This is a genomic window from Desulfosarcina alkanivorans (assembly GCF_009688945.1).
Classification (GTDB): domain Bacteria; phylum Desulfobacterota; class Desulfobacteria; order Desulfobacterales; family Desulfosarcinaceae; genus Desulfosarcina; species Desulfosarcina alkanivorans.
The window spans coordinates 317,282-337,197 of the sequence record NZ_AP021874.1 but is presented as its reverse complement, the minus strand read 5'-3'; the positions used below and the strand labels follow the sequence as shown (position 1 = coordinate 337,197).

21 protein-coding genes and 1 pseudogene are annotated in these 19,916 nt (G+C 54.3%); 16 read left to right on the top strand and 6 right to left on the bottom strand.

What is annotated here, in order from left to right:
- Window positions 1-415 precede the first annotated feature (415 nt).
- Both istA and istB read left to right on the top strand, forming a co-directional pair.
- On the top strand, window positions 416-1,975 hold the full coding sequence (gene istA, locus DSCA_RS01530; RefSeq protein ID WP_155314766.1) for an IS21 family transposase: 1,560 nt from the start codon (window positions 416-418) through the stop codon (window positions 1,973-1,975).
- On the top strand, window positions 1,972-2,730 hold the full coding sequence (gene istB / locus DSCA_RS01525; protein ID WP_155314765.1) for an IS21-like element helper ATPase IstB: 759 nt from the start codon (window positions 1,972-1,974) through the stop codon (window positions 2,728-2,730). Before istA ends, istB begins: the two co-directional genes overlap by 4 nt.
- Window positions 2,731-2,810: 80 nt before the next feature.
- Here the strand turns inward: istB and DSCA_RS01520 are convergent, their stop codons facing one another.
- The gene (locus tag DSCA_RS01520) at window positions 2,811-3,185 is read right to left on the bottom strand and encodes a transposase (protein WP_331457182.1); all 375 of its coding nucleotides are present in this window, start codon (window positions 3,183-3,185) and stop codon (window positions 2,811-2,813) included.
- A gap of 12 nt (window positions 3,186-3,197) precedes the next feature.
- Window positions 3,198-3,461: pseudogene (locus DSCA_RS01515) on the bottom strand (ISAzo13-like element transposase-related protein); the annotation flags it as partial.
- Between the two features lie 25 nt (window positions 3,462-3,486).
- Between DSCA_RS01515 and DSCA_RS01510 the strand changes: the two are divergent.
- On the top strand, window positions 3,487-4,125 hold the full coding sequence (locus DSCA_RS01510; RefSeq protein ID WP_155314762.1) for a pPIWI-associating nuclease domain-containing protein: 639 nt from the start codon (window positions 3,487-3,489) through the stop codon (window positions 4,123-4,125).
- A 13-nt stretch (window positions 4,126-4,138) separates the two neighbouring features.
- Entirely contained in the window at window positions 4,139-4,372 is a 234-nt protein-coding gene (locus DSCA_RS01505) for a DUF2188 domain-containing protein (RefSeq protein ID WP_011369119.1), read from the top strand.
- A 636-nt stretch (window positions 4,373-5,008) separates the two neighbouring features.
- On the opposite strand, the gene DSCA_RS32215 is transcribed toward DSCA_RS01505, so the two are convergent.
- Genes DSCA_RS32215 through lexA form a run of 4 tightly spaced genes read right to left on the bottom strand, consistent with a single transcriptional unit; the run spans window position 5,009 to window position 9,856 of the window.
- A complete protein-coding gene (locus DSCA_RS32215) occupies window positions 5,009-6,958 on the bottom strand; it encodes a hypothetical protein (RefSeq protein WP_197904712.1) in 1,950 nt (649 codons plus the stop codon).
- Window positions 6,951-8,033: a hypothetical protein gene (locus tag DSCA_RS01495; protein ID WP_197904711.1), complete on the bottom strand. Its 1,083-nt coding sequence runs from the start codon at window positions 8,031-8,033 to the stop codon at window positions 6,951-6,953. The genes DSCA_RS32215 and DSCA_RS01495 overlap by 8 nt, the downstream gene beginning before the upstream one ends.
- The gene (locus DSCA_RS01490; RefSeq protein WP_155314761.1) at window positions 8,020-9,186 is read right to left on the bottom strand and encodes a hypothetical protein; all 1,167 of its coding nucleotides are present in this window, start codon (window positions 9,184-9,186) and stop codon (window positions 8,020-8,022) included. Before DSCA_RS01490 ends, DSCA_RS01495 begins: the two co-directional genes overlap by 14 nt.
- 46 nt (window positions 9,187-9,232) lie before the next feature.
- Entirely contained in the window at window positions 9,233-9,856 is a 624-nt protein-coding gene (gene lexA, locus DSCA_RS01485; RefSeq protein ID WP_155314760.1) for a transcriptional repressor LexA, read from the bottom strand.
- A 303-nt stretch (window positions 9,857-10,159) separates the two neighbouring features.
- Between lexA and DSCA_RS01480 the strand changes: the two genes are divergently transcribed.
- From DSCA_RS01480 to recD2, 12 genes are all read left to right on the top strand, one after another.
- Window positions 10,160-10,408 carry a hypothetical protein gene (locus DSCA_RS01480; RefSeq protein WP_155314759.1) on the top strand — a complete coding sequence of 83 codons (249 nt, stop codon included), beginning with the start codon at window positions 10,160-10,162 and terminating at the stop codon, window positions 10,406-10,408.
- A gap of 35 nt (window positions 10,409-10,443) precedes the next feature.
- A complete protein-coding gene (locus DSCA_RS01475; protein ID WP_155314758.1) occupies window positions 10,444-10,968 on the top strand; it encodes a DUF2924 domain-containing protein in 525 nt (174 codons plus the stop codon).
- Window positions 10,961-12,547: a recombinase family protein gene (locus DSCA_RS01470; RefSeq protein ID WP_155314757.1), complete on the top strand. Its 1,587-nt coding sequence runs from the start codon at window positions 10,961-10,963 to the stop codon at window positions 12,545-12,547. The genes DSCA_RS01475 and DSCA_RS01470 overlap by 8 nt, the downstream gene beginning before the upstream one ends.
- Entirely contained in the window at window positions 12,544-12,966 is a 423-nt protein-coding gene (locus DSCA_RS01465; RefSeq protein ID WP_155314756.1) for a hypothetical protein, read from the top strand. Before DSCA_RS01470 ends, DSCA_RS01465 begins: the two co-directional genes overlap by 4 nt.
- Before the next feature lie 374 nt (window positions 12,967-13,340).
- Complete coding sequence (locus DSCA_RS01460; protein WP_155314755.1) at window positions 13,341-13,673, top strand: hypothetical protein; 333 nt, start codon at window positions 13,341-13,343, stop codon at window positions 13,671-13,673.
- Between the two features lie 176 nt (window positions 13,674-13,849).
- Entirely contained in the window at window positions 13,850-14,437 is a 588-nt protein-coding gene (locus tag DSCA_RS01455; protein WP_155314754.1) for a sigma-70 RNA polymerase sigma factor region 4 domain-containing protein, read from the top strand.
- 137 nt (window positions 14,438-14,574) lie between these two features.
- Entirely contained in the window at window positions 14,575-14,889 is a 315-nt protein-coding gene (locus DSCA_RS01450; RefSeq protein ID WP_155314753.1) for a hypothetical protein, read from the top strand.
- Window positions 14,889-15,905, top strand: a complete 1,017-nt coding sequence (locus tag DSCA_RS01445; RefSeq protein ID WP_155314752.1) for a PD-(D/E)XK nuclease family protein — start codon at window positions 14,889-14,891, stop codon at window positions 15,903-15,905. The genes DSCA_RS01450 and DSCA_RS01445 overlap by 1 nt, the downstream gene beginning before the upstream one ends.
- Before the next feature lie 23 nt (window positions 15,906-15,928).
- The gene (locus DSCA_RS01440) at window positions 15,929-16,708 is read left to right on the top strand and encodes an ATP-binding protein (RefSeq protein WP_155314751.1); all 780 of its coding nucleotides are present in this window, start codon (window positions 15,929-15,931) and stop codon (window positions 16,706-16,708) included.
- Window positions 16,709-16,731: 23 nt separating this feature from the next.
- A complete protein-coding gene (locus tag DSCA_RS01435) occupies window positions 16,732-17,226 on the top strand; it encodes a DUF669 domain-containing protein (RefSeq protein ID WP_155314750.1) in 495 nt (164 codons plus the stop codon).
- 1 nt (window position 17,227) lies between these two features.
- Complete coding sequence (locus DSCA_RS01430; protein ID WP_155314749.1) at window positions 17,228-17,689, top strand: ERCC4 domain-containing protein; 462 nt, start codon at window positions 17,228-17,230, stop codon at window positions 17,687-17,689.
- A complete protein-coding gene (gene recD2 / locus DSCA_RS01425) occupies window positions 17,659-19,896 on the top strand; it encodes an SF1B family DNA helicase RecD2 (protein WP_155314748.1) in 2,238 nt (745 codons plus the stop codon). Before DSCA_RS01430 ends, recD2 begins: the two co-directional genes overlap by 31 nt.
- Window positions 19,897-19,916 lie beyond the last annotated feature (20 nt).

Below are 19,916 nucleotides of genomic sequence, written 5' to 3'. Positions count from 1 at the left end.
AGACCTGGAAACGGCCTTTAACCTCGTTTCCCCTTGCCGGAACGAACTGTTCTTTAATGACTTGTTGAAAGGTAGGCTTATCTGGGGTTTCCCCAAAATGATCACAGGTCGAACAGTACGAGTTGCTCGATGTTACCTTTAGGATCTTTGTCGGCTGCATATACCCCCTTTCCCGCCTTGGTCAATACCTCCTTAATTCCATAAACCAGGGCATAATTGCGTATTCCGCCGCAAAGTGACCACCCATTCCGCTGGAAACTGTCCACTCATTCCGCTGCATTGTGACCACCCATTCCGGAGCATACTGTCCACCGATTCCGGAACATAGTGACCACTTTTTCAGCAAGCCAAGCGACGCTGGATAAATTGACCCGTTAACGATAATCCTCCTCATTTTTATCCGTGAGGGGGATTGATGGCAAAGGATCGATTATCCATGCGAAAGTTCAAAGAGGTACTGCGGCTCAAATACGAGCACCAGTTGACTAACCGAAAGATTGCCAAGAGCTGTGCCATGTCCCATGTCACCGTGGGGAAATACCTTGCACTGGCCGAAAAGGCCGGGATCACCTGGCCGCTGCCAGACGGTATCGACGACGGGGAACTTGAACGGCGCCTATACCAAAAGGTCGATCGGGCTGTGGCCCAGAAACCAGCCATGCCGCCGATGGAGCATCTGTTCAAGGAACTCAAACGCAAACACGTCACCTTGCAGCTGCTGTGGTACGAATACAAGCAGGACAATCCGCAAGGGTACCAGTACAGCTATTTTTGCGAGCTGTATCACAAATGGCGCAAGGGCCTCGACATCAGTATGCGGCAGGAACATCTGGCCGGTGAAAAGCTGTTCGTCGATTATGCCGGACAGACGGTGCCCATCTACAACCCCGGAACGGGAGCGGTCGCGTTCGAGGCCCAGATTTTTGTCGCCACGCTGGGCGCCAGCAACTACAGCTTTGCTGAAGCCACCGCGTCCCAGAAACTGCCCGACTGGATCAAATCCCATCTTCGTGCCCTGGAGTTCTTCGGCGGGGTTCCCCAAATCCTGGTCCCCGACAATTTGAAAAGCGGGGTCACCCATCCGTGCCGCTACGAACCGGATGTCAACCCGACCTACATGGATCTGGCCCGCCACTATGGCACCACGGTCATTCCGGCAAGGCCCGGAAAGCCCAAGGACAAGGCCAAGGTGGAGACCTCCGTATTGATCGCCGAACGCTGGATACTGGCCGCATTGAGGAACCACCGATTCTTCTCTTTGGCTGAACTCAATCAGGCGATCGCTGAGAAGCTGGTGCTGTTCAACCAGCGCCCGCTGCAACGGATGAAGGCATCCCGTCACCATCTTTTCGAGACCGTCGACAGGCCGGCGCTGGCCCCGCTGCCTGCCCATCGATACGAGTTCGCCCAGTGGAAAAAGGCGACCGCCAACATCGATTACCATGTGGAGGTGGACCGCCACTATTACAGCGTTCCCTACCAGTTGCGGGGACAGAAGCTCGACGTGAGCATGACGGCCACGGCCATCGCGGTCTTTCACAAAAACCGCCGGGTGGCCAGCCACCATAGAAGTCACCGCAAATACGGTCACACCACTTTAGCCGAACACATGCCCAAATCCCATCAGCGCCATCTGCAATGGACGCCTTCACGGATTATCCATTGGGCCGGAAAGACGGGGCCGTATACCCAACAAATGGTTGCCGAAATCATGCGGCGCAAGCCGCATCCGGAGCAGGGCTTCCGATCCTGTCTGGGAGTGATGCGCCTGGGCAAACGCTACAGTCCCGACAGACTGGAAAAGGCCTGCGAACGAGCGGTGGCCATCGGCGCCTATACCTATCACAATGTCGAATCCATCCTCAAAAACGGGCTCGACAAGCAACCGCTGACGCCACCGTCCAAGGACAGCAGCGTCTCTCATCCCAATATCCGAGGCTCGCGTTATTACCTTCAGAAGGAGACTCACCCATGATGACCCAGCAGACCATAGACAAGCTTTGCGATATGAAACTGACCGCCATGGCCGATGCCTTTGCCGAGCAGATGGGTAAACCGGATCTGGGAGAGCTGAGCTTTGAAGACCGTTTTGCCATGCTGGTGGATCGGCAGTGGACCTTTAAAGAGGACCGCCGCATGACCCGGCTGCTGCGAACCGCCAAACTCAGGGACTGTGCCTGTATCGAGAATGTTGACTTCAAGACGCCCCGCGCCCTGGATAAATCCCTGGTGGTGAGGCTGGCCGGCAGCGACTGGATCAAGAAGGCCCAGAATGCGATCATCCTCGGCCCCACCGGTGTCGGCAAAACCTATCTGGCCTGTGCCATCGCCAACAGCGCCTGCCGCAACGGTTTTGCCGCCATGTACAAAAGGGCTCCGCGGCTGTACCAGGAGGTTGCCATTGCCCGGGCCGACGGCTCCTACCCCAAACTGATGAATCGATTGTCAAAGATCAAGGTCCTGGTCATCGACGATTTCTGCATCGCCCCGATGACCGATCCCGAGCGCCGGGATCTTTTAGAGGTGCTGGAAGATCGGCAGTCGATCTCCTCCACCATCATCGCCACCCAGGTTCCTGTGGAAAACTGGATCGCGCATATCGGTGATCCCACTCTGGCCGACGCCATTTTGGATCGTCTGGTTCACAACGCTCACAGAATCAATCTGAAAGGAGAGTCCATGAGAAAAATCCGTTCGTCCTTGACGAAAACAGACAAGTCTGGGAGGTAGGAAAAACCAGCGTCGCTTCGCTCCGACCACGTGGTCACTATCCAGCGGAACAGGTGGTCACAATGCAGCGGAACGGGTGGTCACTTTGGAGCGGAATGACTGGTCACTATCCTCCGGAATGAGTGGTCAGATTGAGCGGAATACGCAGCATAATAGCTGAAATTGGGGATTCCGAAGATGCGATCGGCGGCGTTGAGCACGTGAAGGGCCAGGACCTCCAGCTTGGCCTTGGCTCCGGAATGGACGCTGGGGAAGAACGAAGCCGCCAGAACCAAAGTGGCCATGTTTTTCAGTCGCTCATATGTCATTACCCGCACATCTTCAAGGTCATAGCTCTGTTTTATGAACCGAATTGTTTCTTCTACTTTCCATCGGGTTATATATGCCTGCACCACCCGCCACACGACCTCTCCCTTGCGCCGCATGGTTTGGGTGGTAAGGGCCTGCGCATAAATAACTTGAACAGTTTATGTCATTCCTGGAAGTATTTTATAGTTCCAATCTCCATGAAATTTGGCGGGCTTAATATTTATCTTGGCCAACTCTGCATTGGAGACTTTTAATCCGGTTTTGTATTTTCGGCGATTCAACTTGGCCTTGATACGCAGCCCTGAGGTAGTGGTAGTGCTTCCGATCAGGTTGATAATCGCCTCATAGCTGACAAGGGGACGGCCGCGCCAGTTTTGAGTGATAAAGGAAAACATTCGATGCTCGATCTTATTCCACTTAGCACATGTGGCAGCATCGTATGGGGGTTTGGCAGAGTCTCTACGGGAGATCTCGGACATCACGCGGCTGCCTGCCTTCGTTTTGCCGGGGGCTACTCGTGAGATCTACACCACCAGCTTCGCGCTCGAGACCCTTCGCCCCTGGGACGACTGGGATGAGGACGAGGCCGAAACGGAAATTCAGCTTGTCGCCGAAGCAGAGCTGGAAACATCGGGCTGCATCGCTCTTCTGCAGCAGGTCGATCCAGAGCTTGCTCGGCCGTACATCGGCGCTCGGGATGCCCTTTATGGTAACAATGCCGACCGGGCCAGGCACATTCTGAGCTCGCTCAGGGAGCTGTGGAACCATCTGCTCAGGCGATTGGCACCCGATGCTCTGGTCGCAGCGTGGATTCCGGGGGTGTCCAATCAGAAGGACCTGCTACATGACGGCAAGCCTACTCGTCGAGCCAGGGTGCTTTATGTCTGCCGGGAGCTGAACAACGATCCGCTGACCGACTTCCTGATACACGATACCCGGGCGCTGGTGAAGCTGATCGAGCTGTTCAACCGGGTCCACGAATTGGAAACAGAGCTGACTGATGAGCAGCTCAGGGCCATTCTCCTCAAAACCGATTCGTGGCTGATGTACATACTGCAAATCTCTTCGGGAAATTTTCACAAGTAGACAGGAGGCGACCATGCCAAAGAAACCAGGATCACATCATGTCGTGCCCAACGCCGACGGCGGCTGGGACGTCAAAAAAGACGGCGCGACCCGTAGCAGCGGGCACTTCGACAAGAAGCAGGATGCCGTCGATGCCGGGCGCAAGATCAGCCAGAACCAAGGCACCGAGTTCTACATCCATGGCAAGGACGGGAAGATCCAGAACAAGGACAGTCACGGGAACGATCCGTATCCGCCGAAGGGGTGATGCGCACCTCAATTCGATTCCCATTTTGGGAACCGAACCGGCGTCCGAAAATCGGATTCGAAGTTGTTACGGCTCGATGCCAGGTATTCGGTTTTTACTGCAAACTCGTCACCCTCGTCCGGTGCCGGGAAATCAGGGGAGAAAATCGTTTCTCTGGTCGGGTTGTCGGGAAGTGGTTGTGCGAGATGACTTCGGCATTTATTATCAAGGAGTTACGAGGAGCGCGGGCTTTGAGACTGTTTTGTGGTAGGTCGGCATTCCCTCCACCATTTACAAAAGACAAACCCGTCTCTCCGAGACCACTCTCGGGGGCGACGGGTTTTCTATTTCCCCTTGTTTTCAAAGGGTTTGGGCGGTTTTTACATCGACGCCAGACCCCTCTCCTGCCACCCCATTTCCATCATTCTCCAGCCTTTCATTCTCTGTTCGACCCTGGATTCTCTGTTTTCTCAGGACGAAGTCTGAAGCTCGTCCGGTTAGTCAATCTTATTTATATCAATAACTTAAGCCATCGGCCTGTTTGGGGAGTTATGGAAACACGGCCTGTGGTGTGAAAAAGCACCCTAATTTTCGAACAAAAAGTCCCTCGCAGGATTTAAGAAATGGGATTAATGTGGATTTCCCGGCAGGGAATGCTCAATACTCGTCGGCTCCTTCAGGGAGGATTCGGAACCGGCAACGATAACATTTTTCGCCCTTGACCCACTCGATGGGGTCCTCCTTGAGACGGAAAAATTCCCGCAAGCGCCTTGACAGTTCTTGCTTCTGTTTCTTCAATTTGTCTGTTGCTAAGGGGCTGCGCCAATCGATTTCGCCTCTGGAATTGGCAAATGCTTCCAGGAGCTTCCACTGTACGGTACAGTCTCCATTCTTCTTGCTGTACATGCCCATTTGATAATAGGTATACCTCCCGCTTTGGCCACCGGCCCAAATCGTAACCGTGTGCCCGTTTCTAAACTGGATTTTTATATCGGACCATCTTGTCCCGTCTGGCGTCGGAAAGCATTCTGTAGTTTTTTCTTTTTGGGAACCTTCTGTAATGTTTTTCTTTTGTTTTGCCGCTTGTTTATCCGCGTTATCCAACATCCTCTTAAACGATGTCTTGGCATCATTATCGTAATTCTCAAAAAGCTGCCTTGCATATTCAATATAAGTCTGCTCTTCAGGAATCATCGCCACAAGGCATCGCCCAAGTTTAATGTCAGTCTCTTCCAACCACAAAGTTACAGTCTGGATCTTGTTTAATAACTCCTCGCCACCTATACTGATTTCATCAACATCCCAGAGTAAAAGAGCCTCAACCAGCTCTTCCATGTCACTCTTGATATTCTCGTTAAATTCGAATCCGGTTTCCGACATCCCTTTGATGCAGGTATCAATTCGGTGCTTCAAATTGGTCACAAGGGTTGACAGTGGGTACGGGTGCCAAGCCACATGATGGCAAGTACGATCTGTGATAGCTCTTTGGCAAAGCATCCAGTACTCTCTAAGCATCATAAAATACCTGGATGTAGAACGATATTGCTGCTGGCCTTCTGGCGTTGGATATATGCAACTTTTCAGCTTTGCATTAATTACATATTCACCAGCGTCTTTGATCGGTTGCAAGGATTCCTCGATGCATTTGTTCATGATCTTCGAAATAGTATCCTTTGTTTTACCCGGATCGCTATCGATCAAAGGCATGTCGGGATGGTGAAGCAACATCACTGAATAAAATGCTGAAAGAGAATCCAAATAAGATGAAGCTTCAGATGTTTCGATCTTAAATAATTCGTCGGATATTTTCTTTAGCAAAGGCTCCTTTTCAACAGAACAGTTTATCCACTCAGTAAGGGAGTCCATTAAAGAGTCAAAATCACCTTCTGGTATTGCATCTGGGTAAAAGCATTTTATTCTCACCAAATCTCTCAAACATATCGTTGCAGCAACAGCATTCGTCAGGTTGTGCCGAAAGAGTTCACTTTTCTTGACCTCCTCTTCAGGTTCACCCTGCTTGATTGCCCACAGTCGTTTTACAACGGCCTGCCCGGGCAGAAACGCATGTTCGATGTTTTCGTATTCCCATGGAGGCATTGATGGCAACTCATCAAGGTCCAAGTTTAAAAGAGCCATTTCCCGGCATTGATTTTCTATTTCGTGCTCTGAGTCTCCAATCCATGTATTTATTACACAGCAAGGGAAAGACCTCTTTGTATCTAATCCCATTGGGACAACTTCGGGATAGCAGTCCACTCCGTTCATTTTGAGTTCAGAAACCGGAGCGATTTCTGATTTGGAAGCAATTAAGGGAAATGTTTTGAGGGCATTCGTAACCAAGCAGGCGGGGCATTCATCATTGGCAACATCAATTACAGGTAGATATGCCAGTGCCTGATGGAAAGTCTTTTGAGCCTCCTCGAACTCGATATTATGACTTGCTTTTAGATGATGCTGCAGTTCGCATTTAGTTTCTGGCTGGCAAAAAGAAGAACAGAAAGATGAGGAAAGGCGTTCAAGACAGGTCCATGCCCAGTCCGCAGCCCTTTTAATTGAGGAAGGCATAGATTTTTCAAAATCAAAGTGGCAGAGATGGTCGTTATGCAAATTCATCATCTCCCTCTGGTTTGATCGTGAAATGGCAGCGGTAACAACCTTCTTCCTTCAGATATTCGATGGGTTCATCTTCAAGCCGGAAAAATTGCCTCAGCTTTTTAGATAGGTCCTGCTTGCGTTTTGGCATGTTATGGAACGGGGTATCCTTGGGGCTGGTATTATCTATGACACCACGATTTTCTGCAAAGTCCAGCAACAGTGTCCAATGGACAGTGGGATTCCCGTTTCGGGTATTGGCCATCCCCATCTGTGTGTAATTGTATCGGCCGTGTGATTTCGTGGTGTGGATTGAGACCGTATGCCCATCGACGAACTTGATTGTGATTCTGCCCCAACTGATTCCAGCCGGTGTATCGAAATGAACCATGCCACCGGAGCCAGGCTCGGGGATTTCCTCGTGAAACGGAGCGAACAAATCGTCGGGAGTCCGGCGTACCTGAAGGCAGCCTTGCACGTCGAACGGCATCTCATTTTCCAGCGCCAGGAAGACGGCTTTGCGTTGAGCCAGCATCTGTTCGGCTGGAGGGGACAACCGTCGCCGGGTCGGTGTCAGGAGCACAAAGGGATCGGCATGGAGCAGGCAAAGATTCTTCACGATTTCAAGCAGTTCGTCCTGACCTTCCTGCTGAGTCAGGAATACGGGAAAGACCAGTCCGGCCGTGGGTACAAAATCACCCAGTCGCCATGTGTGCCGGCAGCCGTCAACCCTGCTTTCGCGGTGATCGATCCCCAACGCCGAACAGATATCCTTGTGCAGGGAAGGTCGATTCACTGAATAGATGAGAGTGTCCTGCCGCTTGAGCGGGTACGGCTGCTCCTCCCGCTCCGGACAGACGGCCACGATATCGTTGGGGGCGTGCGTTACAACCTTCCGCGGGCACCCCAGACCACATTGCGTCGCGCAATCCACGGCCGTTGCATGATTTCTGGTCAATTTGAGGTAGCGGTTTTGGAAATTCTGGAACCCAGACCACCCGTCAAGATGCTGATGCCACTCGACCAGGGGGGCGGCTTGCCCGGGCAGATCTTCCAGGTATTGCCAGAGCAGACAATCACTCACCGCCATCCTCCGAATCCATGACAATAAAACCCCGGTTGGTCATCCACTGCTCGATGATTTCAGCGTCATCGTCCCGCTTGAACTGCGCCCGGTTTCCGGAGCTGATGGTCAATGTCCTGGCGTTCTTGGAGTCTTTGAACTTGATGAGAAAGCTGGCTCTTATAAGGGGGCCGCCTTGAGGAATCGACCGTTCTCGCTCACGTAAAGAGGCGAAGATATCCTCGGCCTTTCTGATCTCCACATCTTTCTGTGAACCACCGTGGTATATCTGATACTCCTTGAGACGCACCCATTCCATACCGTCGATGTCATCGCAAAGGATGGAATCTTCGCCGATCTCCCTTAACGGTTCGAGGGTGAATTTGCTCTTGCCGTTGAAAAATTCACTATCACCAAAGAAATACTTGCCGAACTTGGTGCGATAGAGATCCTTCTCGCCCTTGGTTTCGGCGTTCATCCGAATTTCACCATGAACCGGGTTGTACACGATGACATCGAACTTTTCAGGACGGAAATACTGGGCCGCAGACTCACCTGCCTCTATCACGGATTCACGGGCATAAGGTTTGCCGTGGCGCACCAGAAACCAGGTGTAATCCTCTTTGGGAAACACATAGACCTTTGAATGTTTCCCCCGGCGTTTTTTGGCGAACCATTCGTCCAACTCGGCCTCCAGCGCTCGAATCGTCTCAGCTGGAGGTACTTTAAATTCCGGGACGGAACCGTTGTTGGTTTTGAAGTATTCGAATGAGCGAGGTCGAAAGAGGAACTGTTCGGCGTGAAGCCGTTCGACGAGTTCTCGGTCCTGCATCCATACCTGAATTGCCAGGTCCGCGTGAGCGGCGTTCTCGCCGATTACCACATCTAAATCAGTATCAGCAATGGCCTCCTGGAGGGAGTCGAATCCTTCCTGAGTGGACATCTCGTTCACGTAATATAAAGCCTCGGCCAAGTCATCCGGGGTGGACGCATTCGGATTGAGTAGAGCCTGGCTCAGCGCTTTGTAATCCAGTTCATCCCCGCTTCCAGTCGTTGGCAACTCCACGCCGCGATTTGAAAAATAGTCCGCATACGGTTCAAGAAATGCGATCAAGTGCTCTGGATCGATCCTCCTGAGCATCCCAGGCTTCGAAAAGCGGCGCAGATTGAAAGTTGCCATTGTCGTCTCCTGCTTTAGTTTGTCAGCCTTCCTTTATTTGGCGCTCTCATTTATTTTTCCTACCCACAACCTTGCCCAGTATCCGTAGGTCATCCTCCGGCCGGATCGTGACCGGGGCCAGCCTGCGATTCTCTGGCACAAGCGCGATTCGTTTGGCTTCCATCTTCAACCGTTTCACGGTGGTTTCTCCATTCAGCACCGCCACAACAATGTCCCCATCTTCCGCCAACTGCTGACGTCTTACGATGATCAGGTCGCCGTCGTTTATTCCCGCGTCCGTCATGCTGTCATCCAAAGCGCGGAGCGCGAAAAATTCTCCGGATTTGACAGTGGCGGCGTCGACCAGAACTTCGCCGATGATGTTCTCCTTGGCCAGGACGGGCTCATTCGCTGAGACTGTTCTGACCACGGCCACCGCCACCAGATCGGCAGCCATATCCTTTGGCCGCTTGACCACGGTCAAGCCGCGCGCCTTACGGCCTTCACGCTTTAAATATCCCTTTCGAACCAGCTGGTTAATGCGTTCATGCACGCTTGAATGGCTGATACCAAGGATCACGCTCAGTTCCTTCACCGTCGGCGGATATCCCTTCGCGTCGATATAGCGGCACATCTCTTCGAGGGTTTCCCGCTGCAGCGGTGTAATTTTCTCTGTCTTACTTCTGCCCATGGCTCATTCCATTTTTCAGAAAGAGGAAAAGGCCCACTGGGCCGCATAAAGATCCAATATACAACCTGATACCTATCAGGTCAAGAAGTCTTATAAAGCCGGATTTCCGACAGTCGGGGAACGCTCTCGGTATGTAACCACTGACAGAGCCGGGCATCGCGCCCGGACGAGCAGTTAGAAACCAGACAGCTGACCGGGAGCAGAGCTCAGGCGGTTGTGGGTGCCGGCAACCACGCATCTCAACCGCATGACGGTATCCCGGCATCCACACCGACAACCCGGTCACATTCGCCGGAGGAACCGATGTTGGATGCCGATCTATCCCTTGAAACTACCAGCCCCATACCTTTCGAAGCAGGCGTACAGCCTGATCCGAAGAGACTTTCGCCTGGCAACCGGCTGGATGTCATCGCCTCAATTCTGGCGGTTGCCGTACTGCGCTCAAAGGTCCGCAAAGCATTTTCCAGTAATAACTTGGAGGATATCGAAGAATCTTCCGGAACAACCGGAGAAGGACTTGATTTGTTGCGGAAATCGAGCATTCATTCATGACAAACGCGTCCGAAACCTTGGATAAGGAGTTGTATATGAATGACTTACAAGAACCAGCCCGCAACGGGAAAAATGATGAAAGGGCCCGGAATTCCGTCCTGCGGCAACTGGCAACGCTCCAGACTCTGACGCTGGAGCAACTTCGTGAGAAATGGATCGACCTCTATGGCAGCGACCCGCCCCGCTACAAGAAGCAGTTCCTCATCAAGCGCCTGGCCTATCGCATCCAGGAGCTCTTTTACGGTGGCCTGTCTAAAACCGCCAAGACACGTCTGAGGCAAATCTCTCAGGACGATCCGGTGGCCACGGTCGAGGGCAAGGTGTCCGAGGAGCGCAAATCCAATAAAAACATCCTGCCGGGAACACGGTTCGTGCGGGTCTGGAATGACCGTCGATACGAGGTCACCGCCCGGGAAAAGGGCTTTGAATACGACGGCCGGGTCTTTCGTTCTCTCAGCGCGGTGGCTCGGGAAATCACCGGCACCCGCTGGAACGGCAAGGTCTTTTTCGGCCTGAAAAAAAGCTACGGCAAAAAGAACAGAGGTGGCAAGAATGCTTGATAACGTCAATACAACATCCACCCGGAAGAAGCCGCTGCGCTGCGCCATCTACACCCGCAAAAGTCATGAGGAAGGCCTGGAGCAGGAATTCAACTCGCTGGACGCCCAGCGGGAGGCTTCAGAATCGTATATCGAAAGCCAACGAATGCAGGGTTGGCAGGGGTTGCCGGACCGCTATGACGATGGTGGATTCTCCGGCGGCAACATGGAACGTCCGGCGCTAAAGCGGCTCCTCGATGACGTGGACGACGGGAAAGTGGATGTAATCGTGGTTTACAAAATCGACCGCCTTTCACGTTCGTTGCTCGACTTTATGAAAATGGTAGATCTGTTCAATGAGAAGGGTATAAATTTCGTCTCGGTTACCGAGCACTTCAACACCACCGACCCGACCGGTCGGATGTTTCTCGGCATTCTGATAACCTTTGCGCAATACGAGCGTGAGGTCATCGCCGAGCGTATCAGGGATAAGGTGGCGGCGGCGAAGCGGCGGGGCAAATACTGCGGCGGCCCGGCCATACTCGGATACGACGTGGATCGGGAAAACAAGAAGCTGCTGACCAACCCGGACGAAGCACCCCTGGTTCAGCACATCTTCCGGCGATTCACACAGCTGGCATCGGCCAGAATGCTGGCCCAAGAGCTCAATGAACAGGGATACAAAACCAAATCATGGACCACGAAGAAAGGAAAAGAACGGAAAGGGGCCGAATGGAATACCGGCCATATCTACCGTTTGCTTGGTAACCGGATCTACAACGGCGAAGTGGTCCACAAAGGGAATAGCTATCCCGGAGAGCACCAGGCCATTATCGAGAAGGAACTGTGGGACAAGGTCCAGTCGATTCTCTCTGAGAATACCAGGGCCAAGCAAACCAAAGCCCGAAGCAAGATGATCTCCCCGCTGCAGGGAGTGATTCGTTGTGGTCATTGTGACTGCTCGATGGGGCCGACCTACACTCAAAAAGGCGAACGGCGCTACACCTACTACATCTGTGAAAAGGACGCCAAGCGGGCTGTCAGTCGCTGCCCGTTGAAACGGGTACCCGCAGGGGATATCGAGAAGGCTGTGCTCGAACAACTGGGCGCTGTATTCCGAACCCCGACGCTGGTGGCCAAAACCTACTTCGCGGCCAAGGAGATGGAAGAAGCCGAACGGGACAGGCTGACGAAACAGAAAGAGCAGCTTGAAGAAGACCTTACGCTGGTTCGTAAACAGGCCCTTGAATTAATGTCGCCCGACGAGAACGAACCCGACCGGGAGGAAAAACTGGCCACGATCAACCGGCGAGCGGTAACCCTGACCCGGCATCTGACAAACGTGTCAGCCGGATTGCGGGTGTTTGAGAGCGGCCAGGTAACGGAGCGGGATGTGTCGGAAGCCTTTGAGAGCATCGAGACCTTCTGGGAAGACCTGTTTCCCCTGGAGCGTAATCGGCTTGTGAAAATGCTGGTAGAGAGCGTGAAAATCAGGGAAACCGGCATCGATATGGAATTGAAAACCAACGGCTTGACGAGCCTCATCACCGAGCTGACCGGACTGGCGTGTGAAGTCAAGGAACGGAGGAACGGCAAATGAACATACAACCGACCATCACTGTTACCGAGACCGGCAATCTGCATATCCACATTCCGATGTTGATCCGCCGGATGCGCGGACGGAAGGTCATCATCGCTCCCAAAGCCCTTGACGGCGATGTTCCTGACAGCCCAGAAATGGTGCAGACCGCCATCGTGCAGGCACTGGCCCGAGCGTCCTCCTGGGCGGATATCCTTGAGAGCGGCGAGGTCAAGTCCATCAGTGATCTCGCGATGAACCTGGATGTGGATAACTCCTATGTCGCCCGCATCTTGAAGCTGTCCACGCTCGCCCCCGACATCGTCGAGGCAATCCTGAACGGTGAGGAGCCGACCGGTCTGTCGTTGGCCAAACTGACCAAAACCTTCCCCACGGACTGGGATGAGCAACGGGCCATGTTCGGTTTCACTTCAGCCTGACCATAAACCACATATTAAACCGACACATGGGCCGACCTTAGCGGGCGGCTTTTTTTGTGCCCGTTTCCGGTGAAATCACCGAAGCCAACGAAATTTCACCGGGGGCGGTAAAAAAAATTAAGAAAAATTTCCCTCCTCTAATTCCCTTATCCCCCTGTTTTCCTGAGTAATTAGCCAGCCTTCCCATTCTTCAGTCTGCCTCCATCGAGAGTCCCAACGAAATTTCGCCAAAGAAGGGTGACAGGTTCGGCGAAACCTTCACCCCGTAAAACATCGCTCGGGAGACCGGGTGAGTGCCCCTGGGAGGACCCCTTCGCCGGACCTACCTCCCAGGGGCTTTTTTATGCGCCGCGAGGCGCGAAAGGAGGTTCGGCATGACCAAAGTGGCAACAAAGGCATCGCTGTCTCCAGGGCGGAGACGCCTGCTGGAGCTGATGCAGAGAATCAATTTCGGGCGGATCGAAGAGCTGACCGTGCGTGACGGTGAACCGGGTTTCGATCCGCCTCCGCAAGTGGTTCGTGAGATCAAGTTCGGCGGAGAAAATGGCCCGAGACAAGAGGTATCGGTCGAAGACTTCGCCTTGAAATCCCAGGCTACCCAGCTTTTCGCACAGCTCGACCGCCTGGGGAACGGAACGGTGCTGAGTCTGGATATCAAGCACGGACTTCCCTTCCGCATGAGTGTGAAAGAAACGGTTCGGGCATAGGGCCCGGAACCACAAAACAAGGTCACCAGACAACAGACCGGCCGCAGAGCGGAGGTCGTTGTGGGTGTCGCCAGAACCGGCGAACTCGCAACACCTCCGCAAGGCACAGGTAACGCGTCTCTCCCGGCGAATGTCGGCACCCACACGAGCTCCTCCTCGGCCCCGAGGAGGCTCAAATGGGTTACGAAAATCGCTATCAGGGCATAGACGACTATGCCGTCCGGATCATCAGGTACAAGGCAAGACAACTGGTTGGACGGGTTGGGTTCACCGAATCGGACCGCCAGGACCTGGAGCAGGAGATGGTGTTCGATCTGCTCCGCCGCTTACCGAAGTTCAAACCCGAACGTGCCCAGCGCAACACGTTCATCGCCCGGGTGGTCGAGCACAAGGTCGCCACGATCATCGAGGCGCAAAAAGCCGGGATGCGGGATTACCGACTTTGCTCCTTTTCATTGAACGACCGCTTTGAAAACGAAGAAGGCGGTTCCGTCGAGCGGATAGACACCATCAACCAGGACGACTACCTGCAACGCACCGGCAAACTCTCCCGCCCCATATCCGATTTACGGGGGCTGTCCATCGACGTCCGCAGCGCCGTCGAAAAACTGCCGCCTGAACTACGCAAGCTGTGCAAGCGCCTCCAGGTCGAGAGTGTCACAGATATCTCCCGCGACACAGGTATTCCGCGGGGAACCATCTACGAGTCCATCAAGAAACTGCGGACGCTGTTCGAGGACGCGGGGCTGAAGGATTACCTGTGATCGCCCGACGCTCTTGGACCGGTTCCGGTAGGTAAGGAGCGGGTCGGATGTTTGGAGAAAGCGAAACAGCTATCGAAACATCGGACCCGGGCGCGCCCCTTCAAAAACAGTTAACCGAAGGGAACGGAGGCAAACTCATGAACAGAGAAATTTACAGATACAACTTTACCGCGGACGTTCCGCTCAGAGACGTGGAGGAGTCTTTGCTCCTCGCTGTCCTTGCGACGGAAAGCCTGCACGGGCGCTCCCTGGTTCGGCTGGACGCATCATTCTGCCTGCAAGAAAAAAAGAGGTCTTGTGTCGTCGACGCCGGTACCGAGGTGGGCCGTCACATCGCCCGGATCTTCACGGGGTTTCTTACTCGCGAGTTCGGCGAGGAGGCTTTCAAGGTCGAGCGTCTGGGCCATGGCAATGAACAGGACACCGGCCTTCAGGCAACGGGGGCCGCGTGATGAATACTCCAATGCTGACCACTTACTCGATGTGGAGCCTCTTCCGCAACTGCCGGAAGGCCTGCGACTGGCGTTACCAGCGTGAACTCGTTCCGCTGGAGCGAAATCACAACCTTAATTTCGGTTCCTTGATCCATGAATGCCTGGAGATTTGGCACCGTGATCGGGACCTGAAACAGGTGCTGGATTTCATCGACCGCGCGTGCCCCAACCGGGCCCAGGAAGACCGGGAACAACGAGATTGGCACCTGGCCACGGCCATGATGAAGGGCTACGCCGCGCGCTACCAGACCGAGGAGTTCGAGGTCGTCGCGCTGGAGAAGACCTTCAAAGGAAAAATCGTCAACCCCGCCACGCGTGCTTCATCCAGAAGCTTCGTCCTGGCTGGGAAAGTTGACGGCGTTGTCCGGATCGGCGACGAGTTCTTTCTACTGGAACACAAGACCGCCTCACAGATCGATGCTGATTATCTGGAGCGGCTGTGGACCGATTTCCAGATCATTCTTTACGCCTGGTATATCGAGCAGACCCAAGGGTTCCGTATCGCGGGCATTCTTTACAACATCCTGGTCAAAGCCCGGCTTCAGCAAGGCCGCGGCGAGACAGAGGCGGAGTTTGAGGAACGCCGCCGGATTCTTATCGCCAAGTCAAAGACCGGCAAGAGTTCGGCCAAACGGAAACTGCCTGAATCGGACGAAACATTCCAGGAACGATTGCGCGTCAAGTACGCGGACCTCGGAATGTTCCACCGGGAAACCCTTTACATCTCCCGCGATCAGTTCAGGTCGTTGCAGGAGGATCTCTGGGAACTGACCCAGGCTTTCCTGGACGCGCGGAGACGCGGCGTTTTTTACCGCAACACCGGCTTTTGTTTCCACTACCACCGGCCTTGCGCCTACTTCCCGCTATGCCGTTCCGACGGCAGTCCCAACGTCATTGAGAACCTGTACCAACAAGTCCCTCCGCATGAAGAGCTGCGGGACGGGGAATCAATCGAAGAGTCCCCGGCATTCTGAGGACCAATGAAAAGGAGATAAATATGCTACCAACGAAGAAAACCCAACCCAAACAAGACCTGGCCGACCTCACGGTACTCATCTACGGCCGCAGCAAGATCGGCAAATCAACCTGGTGCTCGCAGTCCGACGGCGCGCTGTTCCTGGCGACCGAACCCGGACTCAACGCCCTGGATGTCTATCAGGTACCGATAAGCAGCTGGGATGATTTGCTTACCGCCTGCGGAGATATCGCCGAAGGCAAACACCCGTTTAAGACCATCATTATCGACACGGTCGACAACGCCTACCGGATGTGCAGCGAGTACATCTGCAAGAAATTCAAGATCGAGCACGAATCCGATCTCGGCTACGGCAAAGGCTGGGCCCTGATCAACAACGAGTTCCACCGCGTTTTGACCAAGATGGCCTTCATGTCATACGGCCTTTTTCTTGTTTCGCATTCGGTGGAAAAAGAGATCGAGACCCGAACAGGCAAACACACGCGCATTGTTCCGACTCTTCCCGACAAGGCCCGGAAGATCGTGCTCGGCATGGTCGACCTCATTCTCTTCTGCGACCTCGAGATAACCAAGGACGACGACGGAAATCCCACGTACCGCCGTGTGATGCGGACCAAACCGAGTCCCAACTATGAGGCCGGTGACCGTACCGGACGTCTGCCCGAGACCATCGATCTCGATTTCAGCAAGTTCATTGAAGTGTTCAACATGCCGGCGACCGCGTCCAAGGCGAGTGCCTCGCGATCTCAAGTCGGCTCCGGGGACAAGCAGAGCAAGGTGCCTGCCTCCGCCGGAAAATAAAACCCTGATTGGAGGATAGAAACATGCAAAACGATAACTACGAAAACCATGACCAAGGCTACGGCCAGGACGACATCGATCTCGCACAGTTCGACGATGATTTCGCCGAAGCGGAAGTTGAAGATCATGAGTTTGAGCCGATTCCCGACGGCAAGTACCAGGTGAACGTCGAGCGGGCGGAACTGACGCGCGCAAAGACCTCGGGCAATCCCATGCTCAAGTGGACCCTGCGCATCATTGCGCCCCGGTTCCGGGGACGTCTGCTCTGGCGGAACAACGTCATGGTCTCCCGCGAAAATATCAAGTGGCTCAAGACCGACCTGCACACCTGCGGCCTGAGCCTTGAGAAGATCTCGGACCTTCCGGCCAACCTCGAGAAACTGATCAACATCAAGCTCGAAGTAACCAAGCGTACGCGGGGTGAAAACGAAAACGTCTATCTCAACAAGCGCATTGTGCTCGAAGACGGCGGCGACGAGTACGACACAGCCGCCAAAGACGCCCTGACCCCGTTTTAACGTGGACCGGATTACCGTCGTCGTCGATACGCGGGAACAGGAGCCCTACGCCTTCGGTGCCAGCTGCGAAGTGGTCCGCCGAGCACTTCCAGCCGGCGACTACTCGATTGAAGGATTCGAAGACTCTGTGGCGGTGGAGCGAAAAACCCTCGAGGATTTCGTCTCCACCGTCATCCGCCAAAGAAAGCGGTTTTACAGGGAGCTTCAGCGTCTCGAAGAGTACGAAGCCGCGTGCGTCGTGGTCGAATCCGACCTGCGTGATGTCCTGACCGGACGTTACCGATCAGGAGCCCATCCAAACGCGGTCCTTGGAACCGTTATTTCCATCGTCGTCGACTTCCAAATCCCGGTCTTCTTTTGCTCCGACCGGCAGGTCGCCTGCCGATTTGTGGAGGAATTCCTATTGCGATTTCACCGGAAGGTATCGAGACGATGCGAAGAAAAACAACCAGAGATCAAGTAACCATACGCGGTCGCGTCGAAGCAGTATTCTACGCCGGGCCGCGGTTTTCCGCTGGCAGGCTGGCAACCTCCTCCGGCGAAGAGATCCAATTCGCGGGCCGACTGTTTGTGCGTGAGCACGAGCCGGTTGTCCTCCGCGGCCACTGGATCATCCATCCCAAGTACGGTCGCCAATTCGATGTCGAAGCCATGGAATACGACCTCGAGCTGGACACGGACGGACTCGCCCACTACCTGGCCAATCATCCAGAGATCAAAGGCATCGGGCCGGTCAAGGCACGACTTATCGCCGAGCGCTTCGGACATGATTTCGACCAGGCGCTCCTTGAACGATCGGAATCCGTGGCCGAGGCTGCGAAACTCCCGCTGGCTGCGGTCGAAAGATTGCGTGATGAATGGCAAAAAACCAGGGAGGTCAATAAAGCGATCACCTGGCTGGCCGCTTTCGGTCTGACCCACCACCAGGTGACAAGCCTGGTCAAGAAGCTCGGCAACAACGTTCTCGGCATGCTCAAGGCCGATCCTTACCTCATTGTTCGGGAGGTGCGCGGCTTCGGATTCAAACGGGTCGACAAGATCGCCCGCAAGATGGGTACGCCCAAGGAGCATGACACTCGCATCCGGGCAGGGTTGCTTCATTGTGTTGAAGAGTCCCTCAATGACGGTGACTGCTGGGTCGAGTACGAGGAATTGGTTGACCGGGCGAATACGTTGCTTGTCATGGATGTCCTCGACAGCCGTGAACGGATTGAAAAGTCGCTGGACGCACTCATAGAGGACGGCTCGCTCTCGTGTACCTCCTGGGGGGGACGGTTCCTCGTGGCAAAACCCGAGATTCGCCGAATGGAAGAGGATCTGGCGGCGACTCTCGCAAACGGGAAACAGGCAAATCCCCACTTCGACGATGGGGATGACCTGCGATCACTGATTTCACGAGTAGCACCGCAACTCAACCAGGGTCAGCGGGATGCCGTTTACACCGTTTTGAAAAACTCCATTTCCGTCATCTCCGGCGGTGCCGGTAGCGGCAAGACATTCACCGTTTCAGCCGTAACCAACATATTCGAGGAACACGAGCTTCGAGTGGTCCTATCAGCCCCGACCGGGAAGGCAGCCAAGCGACTTGAGCAGGTCGTCGGACATTCCGCGAGCACCATCCACCGGCTGCTGGGATTCAACGGCAAGACATACGTGCGTGGCCCCGAAGATCCAATCGACGCCGATGTCATCATCATCGACGAAGTCTCTATGGTCGACATTCCGCTGGCCTGGCACTTGTTCAGAACCATCGATCTTGAGCGCACAGCGGTGGTTCTCGTGGGAGACCATAACCAGCTGCCCCCGGTGGGACCGGGGAATATGCTTCGGGATCTCACTCAGTCACGAGCCGTTCCGATGGTTTTGCTGGACACGGTTGTGCGACAAGCAGGGGTACTCAAGGAAAACTGTATTGCCGTCTTGAGCGGGGAGATCCGCAAGACCAGCGAGCCGGAAGACTCCAGTCGCCGGGCGTGGTACGTGGTGGATCAGTTTACGGATCAGACTGACGCCCAACGCTTCCTCCTCGAGCTGTTCGAAAATGTACTGGATGAACGGCTGCGCTACGACCTTCGAGAAGACGTCCAGGTACTGACGCCGACACACAAGGGCCCGCTCGGGACCAAGTCACTCAACACAGAACTTCAAAGGTTGATCCAAAAGAAACTCTGGGACGTTGAAGCACCGGTTCCGAAACCGGGCCGAAGACCAAAGTTCCTGCTTCACGACAAGGTGATCCAAACCCGAAACAATTACGACCTCGGCGTGATGAACGGCGCAATGGGCAATGTGATCCGTATAGACCGCGACGGTTCAATGGCCATCGAATTCGATGGCGTGCCGGTAGATATCGAATCGGGCTCGCCGAATATGCAGGACCTGCAGTTGGCTTACGCGCTCACGATACACAAGGCCCAAGGCTCAGAATTTCCGTGCGCCATTGTTGTGGTTCATAAGGCGCACTCGTTTATGCATCACCGCAACCTTTTATATACCGGCGTCACCCGAGCCAGGAAAACGGCCGTTGTCATTGGAGACCGGTGGGGAATACAGAATTGCGCCCGAAAGCGCCGGCAGGATGAACGAAAGACATTCCTTTCGCTGCTGCTTATACCCGACCAGGCTGGGACCACAAACGATCCGGCTGTTTCGGTTGAGCTGCAGATATGAAAACATGTGGAAGCGGAGCC